This window comes from Microvirga sp., assembly GCF_014699075.1.
GTDB lineage: Bacteria > Pseudomonadota > Alphaproteobacteria > Rhizobiales > Beijerinckiaceae > Microvirga.
Genome location: NZ_JACXAB010000001.1, coordinates 598,367 through 615,383 on the forward strand (window position 1 = coordinate 598,367; position 17,017 = coordinate 615,383).

Sequence of the window (17,017 nt, forward strand, 5' to 3'; positions counted from 1 at the left end):
CGGAGAGCTAGTGCGCCTGCATGCCCGACGCTTGGCCCGAGCGGAGCGGACGCCATCCGGTGCTCAGGCGTTGCAGAGCCTCGAGTTCCACGGGATCGTGGCTGCAGAAGATTCTGACCTGGCTGCGGGGATCGTTTGCAAGGTCCCGCAAGCGTTCCTGGTTGTAGAGGCGCAGCGGGCGGTTTTCTTCCATGAGCTTCTGATAGGCGGCGAGCCCTGGCGTGCAGGACGGATCCTCGTCCATCTCGTGTCGGTGGAAATAAGCATCGCCCGCGTTGAGCAGCCATCCCTCGGGCGTATCGATGGCGATGCCCGCATGCCCCATCGTATGGCCCGGTAGGGGAATCATCAGGATTTCAGGCGGCAGGCCGTCGAGGTCGCGCACGGAGCCGAAGCCGAACCATTTTTCGCCGGCCGGGTTGTAGAAGCGCCAGTCGCGTACGCCGTCCCATTGCTCGGGACGGTAGCGGCGGCGATGAATGAAGCCCTGCCGCACCTCGGCCTCCTCCAACTCTGCGCGCAGCACATGGACCGTTGCATCCGGGAAGTCCTCGAGGCCGCCCGCGTGATCGAAGTCGAGATGGGTCAGCACGATGTGGCGCACGTCCCGCGGGGAGAAGCCGAGGCTCTTCACCTGTTCGAGCGCCGTATAGCGGTGCTCCAGCTGAATGCGGTTGACGTGCACGAAGAGCGGGCTCAGGCGCTCGTAGGGATCCTCCACGTCACGAGCCCCGATGCCCGTGTCGACGAGCACGAGCCCGTTGCGGTCCGTCTCGATCAGCTGGCAGTGGCAGACCAGATTGGCGGTCAGCCCGCGGCTCACCCCATCCCAGAGCCGTCCGCCCACCGGACACATGCAGCCGCAATTGAGGTGATGAATGCGCATGGAGGGCCTCGCTGAACGAAAGGAGCGAAAGCCTAACGCGACGAGGGAGGAAAATGTTCGAGAGACTGAGAGCCCCAGCCGCCGGTCACTTGCGGCAGGCAAACGGCGGGAAGGTGCTGGCCGTGCCGGCATTCATGGCCGCAACCACCATGATGTTGGCCATGCTGAGTTCCTCCTCGGACCGGGGACAGACATCGGCCCGTGTGGTGCAGCCGGATGCGAGGAAAGCCTCGTGACGCTCGACGAATTCCGGGCTCAAGCCCTGCCTGCCCCGCCGCACGAGCGCTTCTGTCCAGGCCTTGCCATAGCGCTCGCACTTCACCTCGGGCCAGGACTTCGGCGGTGTGTTCTGAGCTGCGGCGAAGGACAATCCGCCTGCCATCGCGCAAGCAAACACAACAACCGCCAACACTCTCATCCCGCGATCCCTCCAAGCCAATCGAAGGAGCGTGATGGATCATGCGAGATGCCAAGGGTCAAGCCATTGTCTATGAAGATGGCGGGTACGCAGGTGGTCATCCCGGACGGCAAAGCCGATCCGGGATCGCGTATAGGATATGGCGCTGGTCTCCCTCGCCCTGAGGGAGAGGGTTGGGGTGAGGGGTTAGTGTCCTCTCCGGATGAGGCTGTAACCCCTCACCCGCGCCTGAAGGCGCGACCTCTCCCACTGGGAGAGGTGAAGAGAAGCCACACTCGTCTGACGATCCCGGATCGACTTCGCCGTCCGGGATGACGATGAATTTCAAGGCCGGATTTCAGGCTGGCTTTTTGCCTGCGTCTTGCGCGACGGGGAGCGTCGCTTCTTGGCAGACTTTTCCTCTTCCTGCTTCTTCACCTCGCGGGACAGGCGTTCCTGCAGCAGGCTGAGAACGGCGGCCTCCTCGGGCTTGAGGGACGGCAGGTCCTCGCGCAGCTCCGTTTCGATCTCCTCCTTGACCTCGAGAAGAAGCTCGCCGTCCATGTAGGAGGAGAAGACTTCCGGGTGCACGTAGCATTTGCGGCAGATGCTCGGGGTGTTGCCGAGCCGCCCCGAAACCTTCTCGATCGCCGCCCGGATGTTCTTCTTGGCCTTGGCCTCGCTGTCGAACTCTTCGAATTCCTTGAGGGCGAGCGCGGCAAGCACCGTTCCGGCCCAGGTGCGGAAGTCCTTGGCCGTGATCTCGCGGCCCGTGATCTCCTTGAGATAGGCGTTCACGTCGGCGGAGGTGACCGATTGCTGCGCGCCGTTCTCGTCGAGATACTGGAAGAGGTCCTGCCCCGGCAGGTCCTGACAGGCCTTCACGATCCTGGCGATGCGCCGGTCCTTCACCTGCAGCTTCCAGGTCTTGCCGCTCTTGCCCTTGAACTGAAAGCGCAGTTCGCCGCCTTCGACCTTCACATGCGGGTCGCGCAGGGTCGTGAGGCCATAGCTCTTGTTCTGCTTCACGTAATCGGCATTGCCGACGCGGATCAGGGTGTTTTCGAGCAGGTGCACCACGGTTGCCAGCACCTTTTCGCGCGGAAGCCCGCGCAGGCTCATGTGCTCGTCGATGGACTTGCGGATCGCCGGCAGGCCTCGGGCGAATTCGAGCATGTGCTCGTATTTCGTGCTCTCGCGAACTTCGCGGAACGCCGGGTGGTAGCGGTACTGCTTGCGGCCCTTGGCATCGCGCCCGGTCGCCTGGATGTGTCCATTGGCCTTCGCGCAGATCCACACATCGGTGTAGGCGGGTGGAATGGCGAGCGACTTGATGCGGTCGAGCGTTGCCTTGTCGGCGACCTTCGATCCATCGGGCTTCTGGTAGGTGAAGCCCTTGCCGGATTTCTTGCGCCGGATGCCGGGCTCCTCGTCCGAGACATAAAGAAGGCCTGCCGTCTCAGCCGCATCCCGCGGGTCGACGATGTTCTCGGAGGTGGCGTTGGGTTCCAGCAGCATGGGGTGCCTTGTCTGAAGTGCAGAACGTCAACCGGGGCGCGCCACTTCGGGTTCCCTGCGCGCGGTCGACGCAGCGGCCGGAGCGCGGGTCTCGCTGCGATCGTTGCGGATTTTCAGGAACAGGATGGTGCCGCTCAAGACAAGGCTCAGCAGGTTGAAGACGATCAGCGGCCAAGCACCGATCATGAAGCCGTAGGCAGACCACAGGACGAAGGCCGTCACGGTCACGAGATACATGGTTTTCGAAATGGCGGCCGTGTCGCGCTCGCGCCAAGCCTTCAGCACCTGGGGCACGAAGCTCGATGTGGAGAGAATGCCGGCGATGGTCGCCAGCACGGTTGGCAGCCAATCGGCCATGAGGGTTCCTCCCGTTGCGCAAGTTGACGGCAACGGGTGCAGCCGGGGGGAGTTCCCTTTTCCCGCATGGTGAGGTTACAAGGGCGCCTTGCTTCACCCGGATCGTCCTTTGCCCTCCATCCCCTCCCTTGAAACCCAAGGCCGCAAGCTCGTCTTCGTCGTGACCGAGGACTGGTTCTTCGCCTCCCATTTCCTGCCGATGGTGAGGGCCGCCCGCGAGCTGGGGCTTGCGGTGACGGTGGTCACGCGAGTGCGGGCGCACCGGGAGGTGATCGAGACCCTGGGCGCCAAGGTCGTGCCGCTCGACATCGAGCGCCGCAGCCTGAACCCCATCACCATGGGCGATGCCTCCGGCCAGCTGGCGGCCATTCTCAAGGCCGAGAAGGCCGATCTCGTCCACTGCATCGCCCTCAAGGGCATCCTGCTCGGCGGTTTTGCCGCTACGCTCGCCGGTGTCGGGCGACGGGTCTATGCGCTCACGGGTCTTGGGTTCATCGGCGCTAGGACCGACACGGTCGGGCGCCTGTCGCAGCGGGCGATCCGCCTGCTGATGCGCGGCCTCCAGACAGGCCGGACCCGGTACGTCTTCGAGAACACCGACGATCCGAAGCTCCTTGGCCTCGACCCAATGGACGCCCGCGTCACGATCCTCGGAGGCGCCGGCGTCGATCCCGAAGCTCTCAAGCCCGAGCCTCTGCCGGCCCAGCCGCCGCTCAAGGTCGCAGTGGTCGCCCGCATGCTCTGGTCCAAGGGCATTGACGTGGCCGTGGAGGCTGTGCGCATGGCGCGGGCAAAGGGCATGCCCATCGAGCTCTCCCTCTACGGCGCCCCCGACCCGTCGAACCCGAAGGCGATTCCCGAATCGACCCTGAAGGCCTGGAGCGCAGAGCCCGGCATCGCCTGGCATGGCGCGACGCGGGACATCGCCGGCGTCTGGCGGGAGCATCATGCGGCCTGCCTGCCCTCCCGGGGCGGCGAGGGCCTGCCGCGCACGCTTCTGGAGGCAGCCGCCTGCGGCCGCGCCATCGTGACCACGGCTGTGCCCGGCTGCCGGACCCTTGTGCGCGATGGCATCGAGGGCCTGCTGGTGCCGCCCGGCGATGCCGCTTCCTTGTCCGAGGCCCTGGTGGCCCTCTCCCAGGAGCCGCATCGCGTCGCCCGCATGGGCGAGGCTGCCCGCGCCCGGGTTCTCGGCGGCTTCACGGAACGGGATGTGATGGACAGCGTCAAGGAGCTGTATCGCTCCATGCTGGCCTCATGATCACCGACCCGGCTGCTTTCATCCTCGCCGAAACCCGGCTCCGCCCGGTGCCCCATGCGCCGGAGATCATGCTGCACGTAGCGGATGAAGCGACGGAGCTGTGGCAGAAGACCGAGGAGGAGCTGGGCGAGATCGGCCTGCCCCCGCCTTTCTGGGCCTTCGCCTGGGCCGGCGGTCAGGCGCTGGCGCGTTACATCCTCGATCACCCCGAGACGGTGCGCGGCCGGCGCGTGCTCGATTTCGCCTCCGGGTCGGGCCTTGTCGCCATCGCGGCCATGAAGGCAGGCGCCGCCGAGGTGACCGCCTGCGACATCGACCCCTTCGCCATCGCGGCCATCGGGGTGAATGCGGCGGCCAACGGCATTGCCGTCACCCCGTTGGCCGCCGACATCGTCGGGCAGGACGGGGGATGGGACACGGTGCTCGCCGGGGATATCTGCTACGAGCATGATCTCGCCGCTCGTGTGATCGACTGGCTGCTCGCCTTGAGCAACCGGGGAGCGACGGTGCTGATCGGCGATCCGGGGCGCAGCTACCTGCCGAAGGACCGGCTTGAGAGCCTGGCCGTCTACGAGGTGCCGGTGACACGCACGCTCGAGGATTCCGACATCAAGAAGTCGAGCGTCTGGCGTTTCCGGCAGCCCTGATCCGGCGCATGGTTCGTCCCTATATTTTAGCGGGCGAACAACCAACTTTGCTGTTTACCTCTCAGAATAGTTAGTGTTATAACATATATGAACGAGGTGGATGCGCCTGATTTGCAGGTGTGGCGCCGTATCGCTTTCAACCTTCAGCCTTTCTCGAAGAGGGATCCCGATGGTCCACGCCCCTTCCCTGCAGCACCGCCTTCCAGGCGACAACGCTCGCTTCCCGGCCTCTCCGGCCTCCAGCACGGCGAAGGCCTTGGCGGAGTCTGAGGCTCTGTGCCGGGCCAAGGGTGTCCGGCTGACGCCGATCCGCCGGCGCGTGCTCGAGGTGCTCCTCAATGCGGCCAAACCGCTTGGCGCCTACGATCTGGCGGATGCCCTCGTGTCCCAAGGGCGGCGGATGGCCCCGATCACGGTCTATCGCGCCCTCGACTTTCTGATCGAGCAGGGTCTGGCCCACCGCCTCGCGAGCCGGAACGCCTACATCGCCAGCACGGGCAGCCATGGAACCGCAGCATTCCTGATCTGCGAGGCCTGCGGCGAAGCCACCGAGATCACCTGCCCCAACGTGGCGGAGACCGTCCACAGAGTGCTGACAGCGCAGGGCTACCAGCCCCTGGCCCGCGCCCTGGAGATCACCGGCCGGTGCCCCCATTGCCAGGATGTTCACTGACCCGTGAGCTTTCGCTCTACGAGAGCATTCTCCCTTCAGGAGCATCAGCTTAGTCCCAAAAGTGCAAATCCACTTTTGGGTCCGATGCTCTAAGCCGCGCTTGACGCAGAAGGCTTTTGGCATCAGCTAAACGGCGGCAGCCCGGAGCTGCCGTCGTGGGTTGCAGCATGTCCTTCATCTCGTCTCCTGAGACCGATCCCGCATCCGTGAGCCCGGCAGGCCCTGCCCCGCGCCACCGCACGGTGGGGGTGCGCGTGGGCTCCGTCATGGTCGGCGGCGGCGCTCCGATCGTGGTCCAATCGATGACCAACACGGACACGGCGGATGTGGATGCCACCGTCGCCCAGGTGGCGGCGCTGGCCCGGGCCGGCTCGGAGATCGTGCGCATCACGGTGGACCGCGACGAAGCCGCGGCCGCCGTGCCGAAAATCCGCGAGAGGCTCGACCGCCTCGGCGTGGACGTGCCCCTCGTGGGCGACTTCCACTATATCGGCCACCAGCTGCTCGCCGATCACCCGGCCTGCGCCGAGGCGCTCGCCAAGTACCGGATCAACCCCGGCAATGTGGGCTTCAAGGAAAAGAAGGACCGGCAGTTCGGCGCCATCGTCGAGCAGGCGATCCGGCACGACAAGGCCGTGCGCATCGGCGCGAACTGGGGCTCCCTCGATCAGGAGCTGCTCACCCATCTGATGAACGAGAACGCGGCCTCGGCCCACCCGCGCGACATGCGCTGGGTCACCCGCGAGGCCATGATCCAGTCGGCCCTGCTTTCGGCCGCCCGCGCGGAGGAGATCGGCCTTGGGCGCAACCGGATCATCCTGTCGGCCAAGGTTTCGGCCGTGCAGGACCTGATTGCGGTCTACCAGGACCTTGCCCGCCGCTCCGACTACGCCATCCATCTCGGCCTCACCGAGGCCGGCATGGGGTCGAAGGGCATCGTGGCCTCGTCGGCCGCCATCGGCATCCTGCTCCAGCAGGGCATCGGCGACACGATCCGCTTTTCCCTGACCCCGGAGCCCGGCGGCGACCGGACGCTCGAGGTCAAGACCGCCCAGGAGCTGCTCCAGACCATGGGGTTCCGCACCTTCGTGCCCCTGGTGGCGGCCTGCCCCGGCTGCGGGCGCACCACCTCGTCGGTGTTCCAGGAGCTGGCGCGCGATATCCAGACCTGGATCTCCACCTCCATGCCGGAATGGCGCCGCACCCATCCGGGCGTCGAGAACCTGAACGTGGCCGTGATGGGCTGCATCGTGAACGGGCCGGGCGAATCGAAGCACGCCAATATCGGCATCTCGCTTCCCGGCACCGGCGAGCAGCCGGCAGCCCCGGTCTTCATCGACGGGAAGAAGGCCATGACCCTGCGCGGGCCGACCCTCGCCCAGGACTTCCAGAAGATCGTCATCGACTACATCGACAGGAACTATGGTCAGCCCGGGCGCGATGCCGCCGAATGAGGCACTAAGCTGGACCATGGAACCTTGAGAGAAATTCCGTTTTAAGCTCAGGCGCGATGTGCTAGAAGCCTGCCGCGCCGGCAATGACGGCCGCCGCGCTCATGAGCGCATCGTGCGGAAAAGTGGATCCGGTTTTCACTTACGTGGCCCTCCGGGTCCGCTCCGAACGATGCGCTTACCGGAAAAAGCATCGGGTGAGTCCCAAAAGTGCCTTCCACTTTTGGGGCCGATGCTGGAGAAGGGGCGCCCTTCGTCGATTGCAAAGTGACTTGAACAAGGGCCGTCCGCGGGCACATCCGCAAAGAAAAACACCCATGGCAGAACAGCACGCTGTCGCCCCCGGACACGCGGATTCCGCAGTTCCTGAGGCGACCCTTCCGGAAAGCCACCACAAGGCGAGCTTCTGGACCCTGACCCTTGGCGCCATCGGCGTCGTCTATGGGGATATCGGCACCAGCCCTCTCTATGCCATGCGCGAGACGGTGGCAGCAGCCACCGGAGGGCACCATGGCGTCCCGGTGGACCTGACCCGTGAACTGGTGATCAGCATCCTGTCCCTGCTGCTCTGGGCTCTGATCCTCACGGTCACGGTCAAATACGTCATTCTGCTGCTGCGGGCCGACAACAAAGGCGAAGGCGGCTCCCTGACCCTGGTGGCCCTGACGCAGCTGGCGCTTGGGCGCCGAAGCCTGCCCGTGCTCGTGATGGGCATGGCCGGAGCGGCCCTGTTCTACGGCGACGCCGCCATCACGCCGGCGATCTCCGTGCTCTCCGCCCTAGAAGGCCTGAAGCTCGTCGCTCCTTCCTTCGAGAGCTATGTTCTGCCCGGCGCGCTGGTGATTCTCATCGGCCTGTTTGCCGTCCAGAGCCGCGGCACCGGGAAGGTGGCGGCCTTCTTCGGGCCCCTGACGCTTCTGTGGTTCGTGACCATGGCCGGTCTTGGCCTTCTCCACATCGCGGACGATTGGGAGGTCCTGCTCGCCTTCAACCCGTATTACGGCGTGTCCTTCCTGGTCACCCACCCGGGAACCGCCTTTGCCATTCTCGGAAGCGTCTGTCTTGCGGTGACCGGAGCGGAGGCGCTCTATGCGGATCTGGGCCATTTTGGCCGCAAGCCCATTCGCATGGCCTGGGGGACGGTGGTCTTTCCGGCCCTCGCCCTGAACTATCTCGGCCAGGGCGCCCTCGTCCTGTCGAACCCGGAGACGATCGCAAATCCGTTCTTCCTGCTGGCGCCCTCCTGGCTGCTTCTGCCGGTCGTCATCCTGGCAACGCTCGCCACCATCGTGGCGAGCCAAGCCGTGATCACCGGCGCCTTCTCGCTGACCCGGCAGGCCATTCAGCTCGGCATCCTGCCGCGCCTCGAAGTGCGGTTCACGTCGGAGACCCATCAGGGACAGATCTATCTGCCGCGGGTGAACTGGTTGCTGCTCGCTGCCGTCGTGACGCTCGTGATCCTGTTCGGAACGTCGAGCAGCCTCGCCAGCGCCTACGGCATCGCGGTGTTCGGCACCATGGTGGTGACCACCCTGCTCGCCTGCATCGTGATGAGCCGCAGCTGGGGCTGGGGTCCGGTGAAGACCGGGCTGGTGATGATTCCCCTTCTGCTCATCGACCTCACCTTCCTATCCTCGAACCTCGTGAAGCTTCTGGACGGCGGTTACGTGCCTCTGCTGATCGCCGGCACCTTCTTCGTGGTCATGTTCACCTGGGTGAAGGGAACCCGCATCCTGTTCGAGAAGACCCGCAAGATCGACGTGCCTTTCGTCGAGCTGGTTCAGATGCTGGAGAAGAGCCCGCCGCACCGGGTGAAGGGCACCGCCGTATTCCTGACGAGCGACCCGGACACCGCACCGGCAGCCCTGCTGCACAACCTCAAGCACAACAAGGTGCTGCACGAGAAGAACGTGATTCTCACGGTCAACAGCGCGGATATCCCGCGCGTCGAGGACGAGGACCGTGTCTCCATCGAGCATGTGGGCGATTCGTTCTGGCGCATCCGCCTGAGCTACGGCTACATGGAGACGCCCAACATCCCGCGCGGGTTGGCGATCCTGCGCAAGCAGGGCTTCAAGTTCGACATCATGGCGACGTCGTTCTTCCTGTCGCGGCGCTCGATCCGGCCCGCGAGCCAGTCGGGCATGCCGCTCTGGCAGGACAAGCTGTTCATCAGCCTCGCGAAATCGGCAAGCGACGCCACGGACTTCTTCCAGATCCCCACGGGCCGCGTGGTGGAGGTCGGCACGCAGGTGACGGTATAGGCATCGGATGGATCCAAAACTTGCGCATCGTGTGGGCCAAAAACCGGGCCACTTTTTCGCACGATACGTAAGCCTGTTGCCCTCTTGGCGGCGCAATGTCACCTTCGGGCCGCCATGACCGACATCACTCTCCTGCGCCCGAGCCTCGCCTGGCTGCCCGCTTACGAAGACGCCCTCGCCCGCGGCTGGTCGCCCAACACCGACCAGGATGTGAGCCGCGAGCAGCTCCGGCAGTTGCGTCGCGACCCCGAACGTTTCCTGCACGACCTCTACAACAGCCCGATGATCCGGCTGGCCGACGGGCGGGAGGTTGCCCGCCTGCCCGCGCACGATTTCTGGATCAGCGACGGCGCATTCTGCGGCCGCATCGGCTTTCGCTTCCAGCGCGGCACGGAGGAGCTGCCGCCCACCGCCTATGGCCATATCGGCTACACCATCGTGCCGTGGAAGCAGCGGCGCGGCTACGCCACCCAGGCCCTGCGCATGATCCTGCCGGTCTGCCGTGAGGAAGGGTTTTCGCGGGTCCTGATCACCTGCGACGAGGACAACGAGGCATCGCGCAAGGTGATCCTCGCCAATGGCGGGGTGCCTTCCGGAACAATCCCGCACAATGGGCGGCCTGGACACGTGAAGCTCCAGTTCTGGGTGCCGACGAATGCGGGTGTTGATGCAACTGCGTCCCTCGCAGGATGATGTCTGCCGGCGATCTAACACAATCCTGTCGATCCATCGGAGCATCGCATGACGAAGCTGGTTCTCGAACCTCTGAGCACCTACCGCTCATACCCACCCGAGGCGATGGTCGATCGCGCCCGCGCCTTTTATGAAACCATTCGCCGGCGTCGCACCGTGCGGGATTTCTCCAGCAAGCCCGTGCCGCGGGAGGTGATCGAGTATGCGCTCTTGGCAGCCGGCACGGCGCCATCCGGCGCCAATCTCCAGCCCTGGCACTTCACCGTGATCACCAGCCCGGAATCGAAGCGGCGCATCCGGGAGGAAGCGGAGGTTGAGGAACGCGACTTCTACAGCGGCCGCGCCCCGCAGGAATGGCTCGATGCGCTTGCGCCCCTGGGAACGGACGCGCACAAGGGGTTTCTGGAAACGGCCCCCGTGCTGATCACCATCTTCGGGCAGCGGTCGAGCGAGGGACCCGATAGGCGCCGGGTCAAGAACTACTACGTGCCGGAATCGGTGGGCATCGCAACGGGCTTCCTGATCGCAGCCCTGCATGAGGCGGGTCTCGTGACCCTGACGCACACGCCGAGCCCCATGGGATTTCTCAACGAGATCTGCGGCAGGCCGGAAACCGAGAAGCCGTACATTCTTCTGGTGGTGGGCTACCCGGCAGAGGATTGCCGGGTTCCGGTTTACGGCGGCATCAAGAAGCCGCTGGAGACGATTGCATCTTGGATCTGAGGCAGGTCAGACCTGCCGCTCGACCACGAACCGCACCGCCTCGCGCAGCGTGTCCGCTCTCGCTCCAAAACTTTCGAGACAGGCATGCGCCTTCACTACGAGTTGGCGGCACTCGCGGCGGGCGCCGTCCATCCCGAGCAGATCGACGAGGGTTGCCTTGCCCTTCTCCTGGTCCTTGCCGGTGCGCTTGCCGAGCGCTTCGGCGGAAGCCTCCCGGTCGAGGATGTCGTCGGCAACCTGGAAGGCGGCACCCAGCGCCCGGCCATAATCCACGAGGCTCTGGCGCGCCGAACCATCGGCCTTGCCGAGGATCGCCCCCGCCTCCACCGCGAAGGTGAGGATGGCGCCGGTCTTCATCATCTGGAGCAGGCGCACGTCGTCTTCGGCGAGTTCCGCCGGCCCATAGCGGCCCTCGGCCGAGAGGTCGAGGAGCTGGCCGCCCACCATGCCGCCGAGACCCGAGGCACGGGCAAGGCCGAGCACGAGGTCGGAGCGGATCGCTGAATCGGAGGCGGTTGCCGGATCGGCCAGAACCTCGAAGGCCAGAGTCTGGAGGGCGTCACCCACGAGGACGGCGGTGGCCTCGTCATAGGCCTTGTGCACCGTGGGGCGGCCCCGGCGCAGGTCGTCGTCGTCCATGGACGGCAGGTCGTCATGCACCAGCGAGTAGCAGTGCAGGAGCTCGACCGCGCAGCCGGCCCGTAGCGGTCCTTGCCCTTCCACCCCAAGGAGGCGAGCCGCCTCGATGGTGAGGAAGGGGCGCAGGCGCTTGCCGCCGCCTAGGGCGGCATGACGCATGGCGGCCATCAGCCGGGGCGGCCGTGCAATCTCGCCGGGAGCGGCTTTGTCTGATAGCAAGTCTTCAAGACAGGCTTCGACGGTTCTGGCGGCCTCAGAGAGCCGCGTCGTAAAAGCAGGGGTGAATGGCATCATGATGAGCCTGGATTCGGGTGGGGCCGCCGCTCCGCCCGAGGGGAACGTGGGTGAACAATCGACGCCGAGGTGGATTCTGCGGTCGGGACGGCCCAGGAAACCGATGACGGCCGGGCGCGTCCTCCGCCGCTTCGTCACGATCGGCTTCGGTCTCGTTCTCTTATGGGTCGGCGCGGTCTTTTGGCTAGGCCTTTTGTACTGGGCCGCGCCACCGGTCTCGACCCTCATGCTCGGCCGCTGGCTCACCCTGCAGCCCGTGGAGCGGACCTTCGTCAGCCTCGACGAGATCGCGCCGAGCCTTCCGCTGGCGGTCCTGACCGCCGAGGACAGCCGCTTCTGCGAGCATAACGGCGTTGACTGGGATGCCCTCCGGGACGTGGTGGAGGCGGCTGACGGCGAAGGGCCGGCCCGCGGCGCCTCCACCATTCCCATGCAGGTGGCCAAGAACCTCTTCCTGTGGCCGAGCCGCTCCTACATCCGTAAAGGCCTCGAAATCCCAGTCGCACTCTATCTCAACCTGATCTGGTCCAAGCGCCGGATGATGGAGGTCTATCTCAACATCGCCGAATGGGGGGACGGGGTGTTCGGGGCCGAAGCCGCCGCGCAAAAATACTTTCGCAAGTCGGCCAGGAACCTGAACGCCCGTGAGGCGGCCCTGCTGGCCAGGGCCCTGCCCAATCCCCTGGTTCGAAACCCGGCCAACCCGAGGCCGGGGCATCGGGCGCTCGCCGGGCAGCTCCAGGTGCGGATGGTGAGGGCCGCCCCCTTCAGCGACTGCCTGAAGCCGTGAAGCCCCTGCGGCAATGGAAAAACACCCCGAATGCGCCGGGGGGCTAGATATTTGCCCCGAGACCTTGTATGAGGCGCAACCTCATCAAGTTTGAGATGTGAGCGTTCCCCGGTTGAGCGGGCGCTCCGCTTTTTTACCGGAGACGAGAAATGGCCGTTCCTAAGAGAAAAACGTCGCCCTCGCGGCGTGGCATGCGTCGCTCCGCCGATGCCTTGAAGGCCCCGACCTACATCGAGGACAAGGATTCCGGCGAGCTGCGCCGTCCTCACCACGTTGACCTGAAGACCGGCATGTACCGTGGCCGTCAGGTCCTGAAGGTGAAGGCTGACGCGTAATCTTCACGCGGCATGCGAGTATCAAAAACCGGCGCTATGAGCGCCGGTTTTTTTATGCCCGCAATCCCCAAGCTTCCTGATTTTCCAACGCTTTTTACCCTTCATTAAGCCTGAAGGCCGATCCTGCACCCTTGTTCTCCAGGACCGGCCCAGCCTGCGACCCATGCGTCGCCATCCTGGATCTGTTGCGTATTCCTAAGGGTGAGAGTGATGGCGGCGAAGCGGCAAGGCCCGATGGGATTGTTCAAGGGAGCTTCCCGGCTGCCGCGCAAGAACCAGGCTGCGGCCTCCCGCCCGTCCGGCGCCGGCATTCTCTATGCCTGGGACATGATCACGGATGCCCTGACCTGGGGACCCGGCGCTGCCGAAGCCCTCGGGCTCTCAGCCAGGGACCTGCCGAAGACCGGCCACGCCTTTGCCCAGCTGATCGAGCCGGGCTGCGGCCTCTCCCGCCAGGATGCCGTCGCCGCGTCGGAGCCCGCCTGCCCTGCCTACGAGACCCGCTATGCCCTAAGGCTTGAGGCCGACCGGGTCGTGATGATCGAGGATGCCGGCCGATGGCAGCCGGATTTGCAAGGCCGTCCCGCTTTTGCGCGGGGTCAGCTGCGCGTCGATCCCGCCTCCGGCGCTAGGGACCTCCTGCCGGCCGTGCTGAAGGAGCGCTCGGCGCTTCTCTGCGGCATCCAGGACGCCATCAACGAGGCCGTCCGCGTCTCCCAGACCTGCACCCTCATCGTCGGCGCGTTCGACGGAGATGAAGCGGACGAGTTGGCGGAGGTCGCGCGCCGGCTTCGTCCGATGATGCGCCGCCACGACCTCTTCGCGCCGCTCGGACCGAACCGGTTCGTGGTGGCTCTCACCTGCTGCCCGGCCGCGGACGCCGCAGGCGCCATGCGGCGCCTGCACGGGCTCCTGCAGGAGCACCCGGCCGAATCCTCGCTGCGACTGGGCGCGGCCTGCGCACCGGACCACACCTTCAAGGCCACCAAGCTGCTGCGATTCGCCGAGCAGGCCCTGGGGACCGCCACGGAGCGGAACGAAGTCTCGGCTCTTTACAGGTCCCGCTCCGCCAAGCCCACACGGGTCGCCGAGCAGGCGCCGTTCGACTGGGTTGCTGCTCTCAACGACCGCAGTCTGACCCTGGCCTGCCAGCCCATGGTGGATGCGCAGAGCCGTGCACTGACGCTGGCTCACGCCTTCGCCTCCGTGGCCGGCGCCGATGGCCGCATCACTCCCCTTGGCCCTGCACCTGCATTGCAGGAGGCGAACGTTCCCCTGCTCGTCGACGGGCGCATGCTGGAATTGGCTGCCGATCACCTGGCCCGGAATCCGGATCAGCGCCTGGCGCTGCCGGTTTCATCCAGGACCCTCCAGGATGCCGAATGGCTGCCGATGCTCGCGGCCCATCTCGGCGCCCGTCCCGGCATCGAGGCGCGGCTTGTTCTCGAAATTCCCGAGATCGCCCTCGTGGAGTGCCGGCGCAATCTTGGCCGGCTCCATGCCATGAAGGCGCTCGGCGTCGGCATCGCGCTCACGAGCTATGGGGCCGGCCATGTGCCGCCGGCCCATCTGCGGGTGCTGCCGATCGATCTGCTCAAGATCGACGGGGTGTTCATCCAGCCGCTCAAGCGCTCGACGGACGACCGGCTCCATGTCCGCACCCTCGTCGACCGGGCCCAGCATATGGGCATCGCCACCGCGGCCGAATGGGTCGACGACGAGGCAACCGCCCGGCTCCTCGCCGCCTGGGGCGTGGATTACCTGCAGGGCGGGTTGTTCGGTGAGCCCGAGGCCGTCGTGCAGCCGTCCCCGTTGCAGCAGATGCTGAAGAATGCGCGGGGCTAGAGCATCGGACCCAAAAGTGGATCTGCACTTTTGGGATCAATCCGATGCGTCCCTCTTGGATAAGAGCCTTGGATTACTTGCTCGCCAGCTTGTCGAGCTTGGCCTGCATGTCGGCCATCTGCTGCTTCAAGGTGTTGAGGTCGTCGGGCCCCTCTCCCTTGGGAGCGGGCTTTGTCTCCGGCACACCCGGGGCCCCGTTCGGGAAAGGCGAGAACATGCGCATGGCCTCGGTAAAGAAGCCCATGTTCTTGCGCACCTGCTCTTCCATGGCCTGGAAGGCCGAAGGACCGAAGGCCTGGGCCATCTGCTCCCGAAGCTTCTGCTGCTCCTGGGACAGGTTGTTCATGGAGAATTCGAGATAGCTCGGCACCAGGGCCTGCATGCTGTCGCCGTAGAAGCGGATCAGCTGGCGCAGCACGGTGACGGGCAGAAGGTTCGGCCCTTCCTTGTTCTCCTGCTCGAAGATGATCTGGGCCAGGACCGAGCGGGTGATCTCCTCGCCGGACTTCGCGTCATAGACCACGAAGTCCTCGCCCTTGCGCACCATGCCGGCCAGGTCTTCCAGCGTCACGTAGGTTGAGGTGCCCGTGTGATAGAGGCGGCGGTTGGCATATTTCTTGATGACCGTCGGTTGTTTGTCCGTCGCCATGTTGTCCCGATACGCTCCTGGGAAATCCACCGGGCCCGGCACCCTTTGGGATGTCGGCCTAACCTGATTATAGGCCTTATAACAGAGGTGCAAAGCGCCAAAAGTCTAAGGCTTCTTGAGACTGGGCCGAACGATCCTATCCTTGACATCCCACCCTCTGGGGCTTTCATCGAGCAAGCACTACATACAGTCCAGCACCACACGGATCAGCACAGGAGAGAGGCATGGCCCAAGAGAGCATCGTCATCGTCGGAGCGGCGCGCACCCCCGTCGGCTCGTTCAACGGGGCCTTCGCCAACACCCCGGCCCATGATCTCGGCGCCATCGCCATCAAGGCGGCCCTGGAGCGCGCCAAGGTCGACGGCTCGGACGTGGACGAGGTGATCCTCGGCCAGATCCTCACCGCGGCTCAGGGCCAGAACCCGGCCCGTCAGGCCGCCATGGCCGCCGGCGTGCCGCAGGAGAAGACTGCCTGGGCGCTGAACCAGCTCTGCGGCTCGGGCCTTCGTACGGTTGCCATCGGCATGCAGCAGATCGCCAACGGCGACGCGAGCATCATCGTGGCCGGCGGCCAGGAATCCATGTCGCTCGCCCCCCACGCGGCCTATATGCGCTCCGGCACCAAAATGGGCGACTTCAAGCTCGTGGACACCATGCTCAAGGATGGCCTGATGGATGCCTTCAACGGCTACCACATGGGCAACACGGCCGAGAACGTGGCCCAGCGCTGGCAGCTCACCCGCGAGGAGCAGGACCAGTTCGCGACCGCCTCCCAGAACAAGGCCGAGGCGGCCCAGAAGGAAGGCCGCTTCAAGGACGAGATCACGCCCGTCACGATTGCATCCCGCAAGGGCGACACCGTGGTGGACCAGGACGAGTACATCCGCGCCGGCACCACGGTCGATGCCCTCGGCAAGCTGAGGCCCGCTTTCTCGAAGGACGGCACGGTCACGGCCGGCAACGCCTCGGGCATCAATGACGGCGCCGCCGCCCTGGTGCTGATGACGGAAGCCGAAGCCCAGAAGCGCGGTCTGACTCCGCTCGCCCGCATCGCCTCCTGGGCCACTGCCGGCGTCGATCCGGCCATCATGGGCACGGGCCCGATTCCGTCCTCGCGCAAGGCGCTGGAGAAGGCCGGCTGGAAGGTGCAGGACCTCGATCTCGTCGAGGCCAACGAGGCCTTCGCCGCGCAGGCGCTCGCGGTCAACAAGGACATGGGCTGGGATCCGTCCATCGTGAACGTGAACGGCGGCGCCATCGCCATCGGCCATCCCATCGGCGCGTCGGGCGCCCGCGTGCTCGTGACCCTGCTGCACGAGATGGGCCGTCGCAACGCGAAGAAGGGCCTTGCCACCCTGTGCATCGGCGGCGGCATGGGCGTTGCCATGTGCCTTGAGCGCTGAGAACCTCTTTGAAGCTCCGTTAGGGAAATTACGGAGCTTCACCCTTCCACGTTCTGCCACATATCGTAAGCTATGTTGTGGGGCGGCCTGAATCGGCCGCCCCACAATGAATGGATCCTTGAGAGATCCGCAGAACGATCCTGGGAAGGAAACAGCATGGCGCGCGTTGCATTGGTCACCGGCGGCACTCGC

Annotated in this window: 17 protein-coding genes; 11 read left to right on the forward strand and 6 right to left on the reverse strand. The window is 65.4% G+C overall.

All coding sequences use genetic code 11. From position 1 onward, the window contains the following. Window positions 1-7 precede the first annotated feature (7 nt). The 4 genes from IC232_RS02975 to IC232_RS02990 all read right to left on the reverse strand — a co-directional run bounded on the left by IC232_RS02975 (window position 8) and on the right by IC232_RS02990 (window position 3,158). On the reverse strand, window positions 8-886 hold the full coding sequence (locus tag IC232_RS02975) for an MBL fold metallo-hydrolase (RefSeq protein ID WP_190843391.1): 879 nt from the start codon (window positions 884-886) through the stop codon (window positions 8-10). Between the two features lie 85 nt (window positions 887-971). Next, window positions 972-1,304, reverse strand: a complete 333-nt coding sequence (locus tag IC232_RS02980) for a hypothetical protein (protein ID WP_190843392.1) — start codon at window positions 1,302-1,304, stop codon at window positions 972-974. 324 nt (window positions 1,305-1,628) lie between these two features. Further along, complete coding sequence (locus tag IC232_RS02985) at window positions 1,629-2,801, reverse strand: DNA topoisomerase IB (protein ID WP_190843393.1); 1,173 nt, start codon at window positions 2,799-2,801, stop codon at window positions 1,629-1,631. A gap of 27 nt (window positions 2,802-2,828) precedes the next feature. Then, the gene (locus IC232_RS02990; protein ID WP_190843394.1) at window positions 2,829-3,158 is read right to left on the reverse strand and encodes a SemiSWEET family sugar transporter; all 330 of its coding nucleotides are present in this window, start codon (window positions 3,156-3,158) and stop codon (window positions 2,829-2,831) included. Window positions 3,159-3,267: 109 nt separating this feature from the next. On the opposite strand from IC232_RS02990, the gene IC232_RS02995 reads away from it, so the two are divergent. The 7 genes from IC232_RS02995 (at window position 3,268) to IC232_RS03025 (ending at window position 10,870) form a co-directional block, all read left to right on the forward strand. Then, complete coding sequence (locus IC232_RS02995; protein WP_190843395.1) at window positions 3,268-4,419, forward strand: glycosyltransferase family 4 protein; 1,152 nt, start codon at window positions 3,268-3,270, stop codon at window positions 4,417-4,419. Next, window positions 4,416-5,066, forward strand: coding sequence for a class I SAM-dependent methyltransferase (locus tag IC232_RS03000; protein ID WP_190843396.1), 651 nt, complete (start codon window positions 4,416-4,418; stop codon window positions 5,064-5,066). Before IC232_RS02995 ends, IC232_RS03000 begins: the two co-directional genes overlap by 4 nt. A gap of 169 nt (window positions 5,067-5,235) precedes the next feature. Beyond that, window positions 5,236-5,739 (forward strand): Fur family transcriptional regulator, encoded by a 504-nt coding sequence (locus IC232_RS03005; protein ID WP_190843397.1) that lies wholly within the window; start codon window positions 5,236-5,238, stop codon window positions 5,737-5,739. Between the two features lie 167 nt (window positions 5,740-5,906). Further along, the gene (gene ispG, locus IC232_RS03010) at window positions 5,907-7,193 is read left to right on the forward strand and encodes a flavodoxin-dependent (E)-4-hydroxy-3-methylbut-2-enyl-diphosphate synthase (RefSeq protein WP_190843398.1); all 1,287 of its coding nucleotides are present in this window, start codon (window positions 5,907-5,909) and stop codon (window positions 7,191-7,193) included. 314 nt (window positions 7,194-7,507) lie between these two features. After that, the gene (locus IC232_RS03015) at window positions 7,508-9,454 is read left to right on the forward strand and encodes a potassium transporter Kup (RefSeq protein ID WP_190843399.1); all 1,947 of its coding nucleotides are present in this window, start codon (window positions 7,508-7,510) and stop codon (window positions 9,452-9,454) included. Window positions 9,455-9,568: 114 nt separating this feature from the next. Then, window positions 9,569-10,147: a GNAT family N-acetyltransferase gene (locus IC232_RS03020; protein ID WP_190843400.1), complete on the forward strand. Its 579-nt coding sequence runs from the start codon at window positions 9,569-9,571 to the stop codon at window positions 10,145-10,147. A gap of 48 nt (window positions 10,148-10,195) precedes the next feature. Continuing rightward, entirely contained in the window at window positions 10,196-10,870 is a 675-nt protein-coding gene (locus IC232_RS03025) for a nitroreductase family protein (protein ID WP_190843401.1), read from the forward strand. 6 nt (window positions 10,871-10,876) lie between these two features. Here IC232_RS03025 and IC232_RS03030 read toward each other — a convergent pair whose 3' ends face one another. Next, window positions 10,877-11,803 carry a polyprenyl synthetase family protein gene (locus IC232_RS03030; RefSeq protein WP_190843402.1) on the reverse strand — a complete coding sequence of 309 codons (927 nt, stop codon included), beginning with the start codon at window positions 11,801-11,803 and terminating at the stop codon, window positions 10,877-10,879. Between the two features lie 103 nt (window positions 11,804-11,906). Between IC232_RS03030 and mtgA the strand changes: the two genes are divergently transcribed. The 3 genes from mtgA to IC232_RS03045 all read left to right on the forward strand — a co-directional run bounded on the left by mtgA (window position 11,907) and on the right by IC232_RS03045 (window position 14,773). Further along, entirely contained in the window at window positions 11,907-12,593 is a 687-nt protein-coding gene (gene mtgA, locus IC232_RS03035; protein ID WP_190843403.1) for a monofunctional biosynthetic peptidoglycan transglycosylase, read from the forward strand. A gap of 149 nt (window positions 12,594-12,742) precedes the next feature. Continuing rightward, window positions 12,743-12,928, forward strand: coding sequence for a 50S ribosomal protein L32 (gene rpmF / locus IC232_RS03040; protein WP_036358586.1), 186 nt, complete (start codon window positions 12,743-12,745; stop codon window positions 12,926-12,928). Between the two features lie 210 nt (window positions 12,929-13,138). Beyond that, window positions 13,139-14,773, forward strand: coding sequence for an EAL domain-containing protein (locus tag IC232_RS03045; RefSeq protein WP_190843404.1), 1,635 nt, complete (start codon window positions 13,139-13,141; stop codon window positions 14,771-14,773). Between the two features lie 73 nt (window positions 14,774-14,846). Here IC232_RS03045 and phaR read toward each other — a convergent pair whose 3' ends face one another. Beyond that, a complete protein-coding gene (gene phaR, locus IC232_RS03050) occupies window positions 14,847-15,422 on the reverse strand; it encodes a polyhydroxyalkanoate synthesis repressor PhaR (protein ID WP_190843405.1) in 576 nt (191 codons plus the stop codon). 224 nt (window positions 15,423-15,646) lie between these two features. On the opposite strand from phaR, the gene IC232_RS03055 reads away from it, so the two are divergent. After that, window positions 15,647-16,825, forward strand: a complete 1,179-nt coding sequence (locus IC232_RS03055) for an acetyl-CoA C-acetyltransferase (protein WP_190843406.1) — start codon at window positions 15,647-15,649, stop codon at window positions 16,823-16,825. Window positions 16,826-17,017: the final 192 nt, after the last annotated feature.

Bases quoted from the DNA above. Each gene is read 5' to 3' on its own strand.
- IC232_RS02980 (WP_190843392.1), bottom strand. From the start codon at position 1,304: ATGAGAGTGTTGGCGGTTGTTGTGTTTGCTTGCGCGATGGCAGGCGGA.
- IC232_RS03045 (WP_190843404.1), top strand. From the start codon at position 13,139: ATGGCGGCGAAGCGGCAAGGCCCGATGGGATTGTTCAAGGGAGCTTCC.
- ispG (WP_190843398.1), top strand. From the start codon at position 5,907: ATGTCCTTCATCTCGTCTCCTGAGACCGATCCCGCATCCGTGAGCCCG.
- IC232_RS03020 (WP_190843400.1), top strand. From the start codon at position 9,569: ATGACCGACATCACTCTCCTGCGCCCGAGCCTCGCCTGGCTGCCCGCT.
- rpmF (WP_036358586.1), top strand. From the start codon at position 12,743: ATGGCCGTTCCTAAGAGAAAAACGTCGCCCTCGCGGCGTGGCATGCGT.
- mtgA (WP_190843403.1), top strand. From the start codon at position 11,907: ATGACGGCCGGGCGCGTCCTCCGCCGCTTCGTCACGATCGGCTTCGGT.
- IC232_RS03000 (WP_190843396.1), top strand. From the start codon at position 4,416: ATGATCACCGACCCGGCTGCTTTCATCCTCGCCGAAACCCGGCTCCGC.
- IC232_RS02990 (WP_190843394.1), bottom strand. From the start codon at position 3,158: ATGGCCGATTGGCTGCCAACCGTGCTGGCGACCATCGCCGGCATTCTC.
- IC232_RS03005 (WP_190843397.1), top strand. From the start codon at position 5,236: ATGGTCCACGCCCCTTCCCTGCAGCACCGCCTTCCAGGCGACAACGCT.
- IC232_RS03015 (WP_190843399.1), top strand. From the start codon at position 7,508: ATGGCAGAACAGCACGCTGTCGCCCCCGGACACGCGGATTCCGCAGTT.
- IC232_RS03025 (WP_190843401.1), top strand. From the start codon at position 10,196: ATGACGAAGCTGGTTCTCGAACCTCTGAGCACCTACCGCTCATACCCA.
- IC232_RS03055 (WP_190843406.1), top strand. From the start codon at position 15,647: ATGGCCCAAGAGAGCATCGTCATCGTCGGAGCGGCGCGCACCCCCGTC.
- IC232_RS02985 (WP_190843393.1), bottom strand. From the start codon at position 2,801: ATGCTGCTGGAACCCAACGCCACCTCCGAGAACATCGTCGACCCGCGG.
- phaR (WP_190843405.1), bottom strand. From the start codon at position 15,422: ATGGCGACGGACAAACAACCGACGGTCATCAAGAAATATGCCAACCGC.
- IC232_RS03030 (WP_190843402.1), bottom strand. From the start codon at position 11,803: ATGATGCCATTCACCCCTGCTTTTACGACGCGGCTCTCTGAGGCCGCC.
- IC232_RS02975 (WP_190843391.1), bottom strand. From the start codon at position 886: ATGCGCATTCATCACCTCAATTGCGGCTGCATGTGTCCGGTGGGCGGA.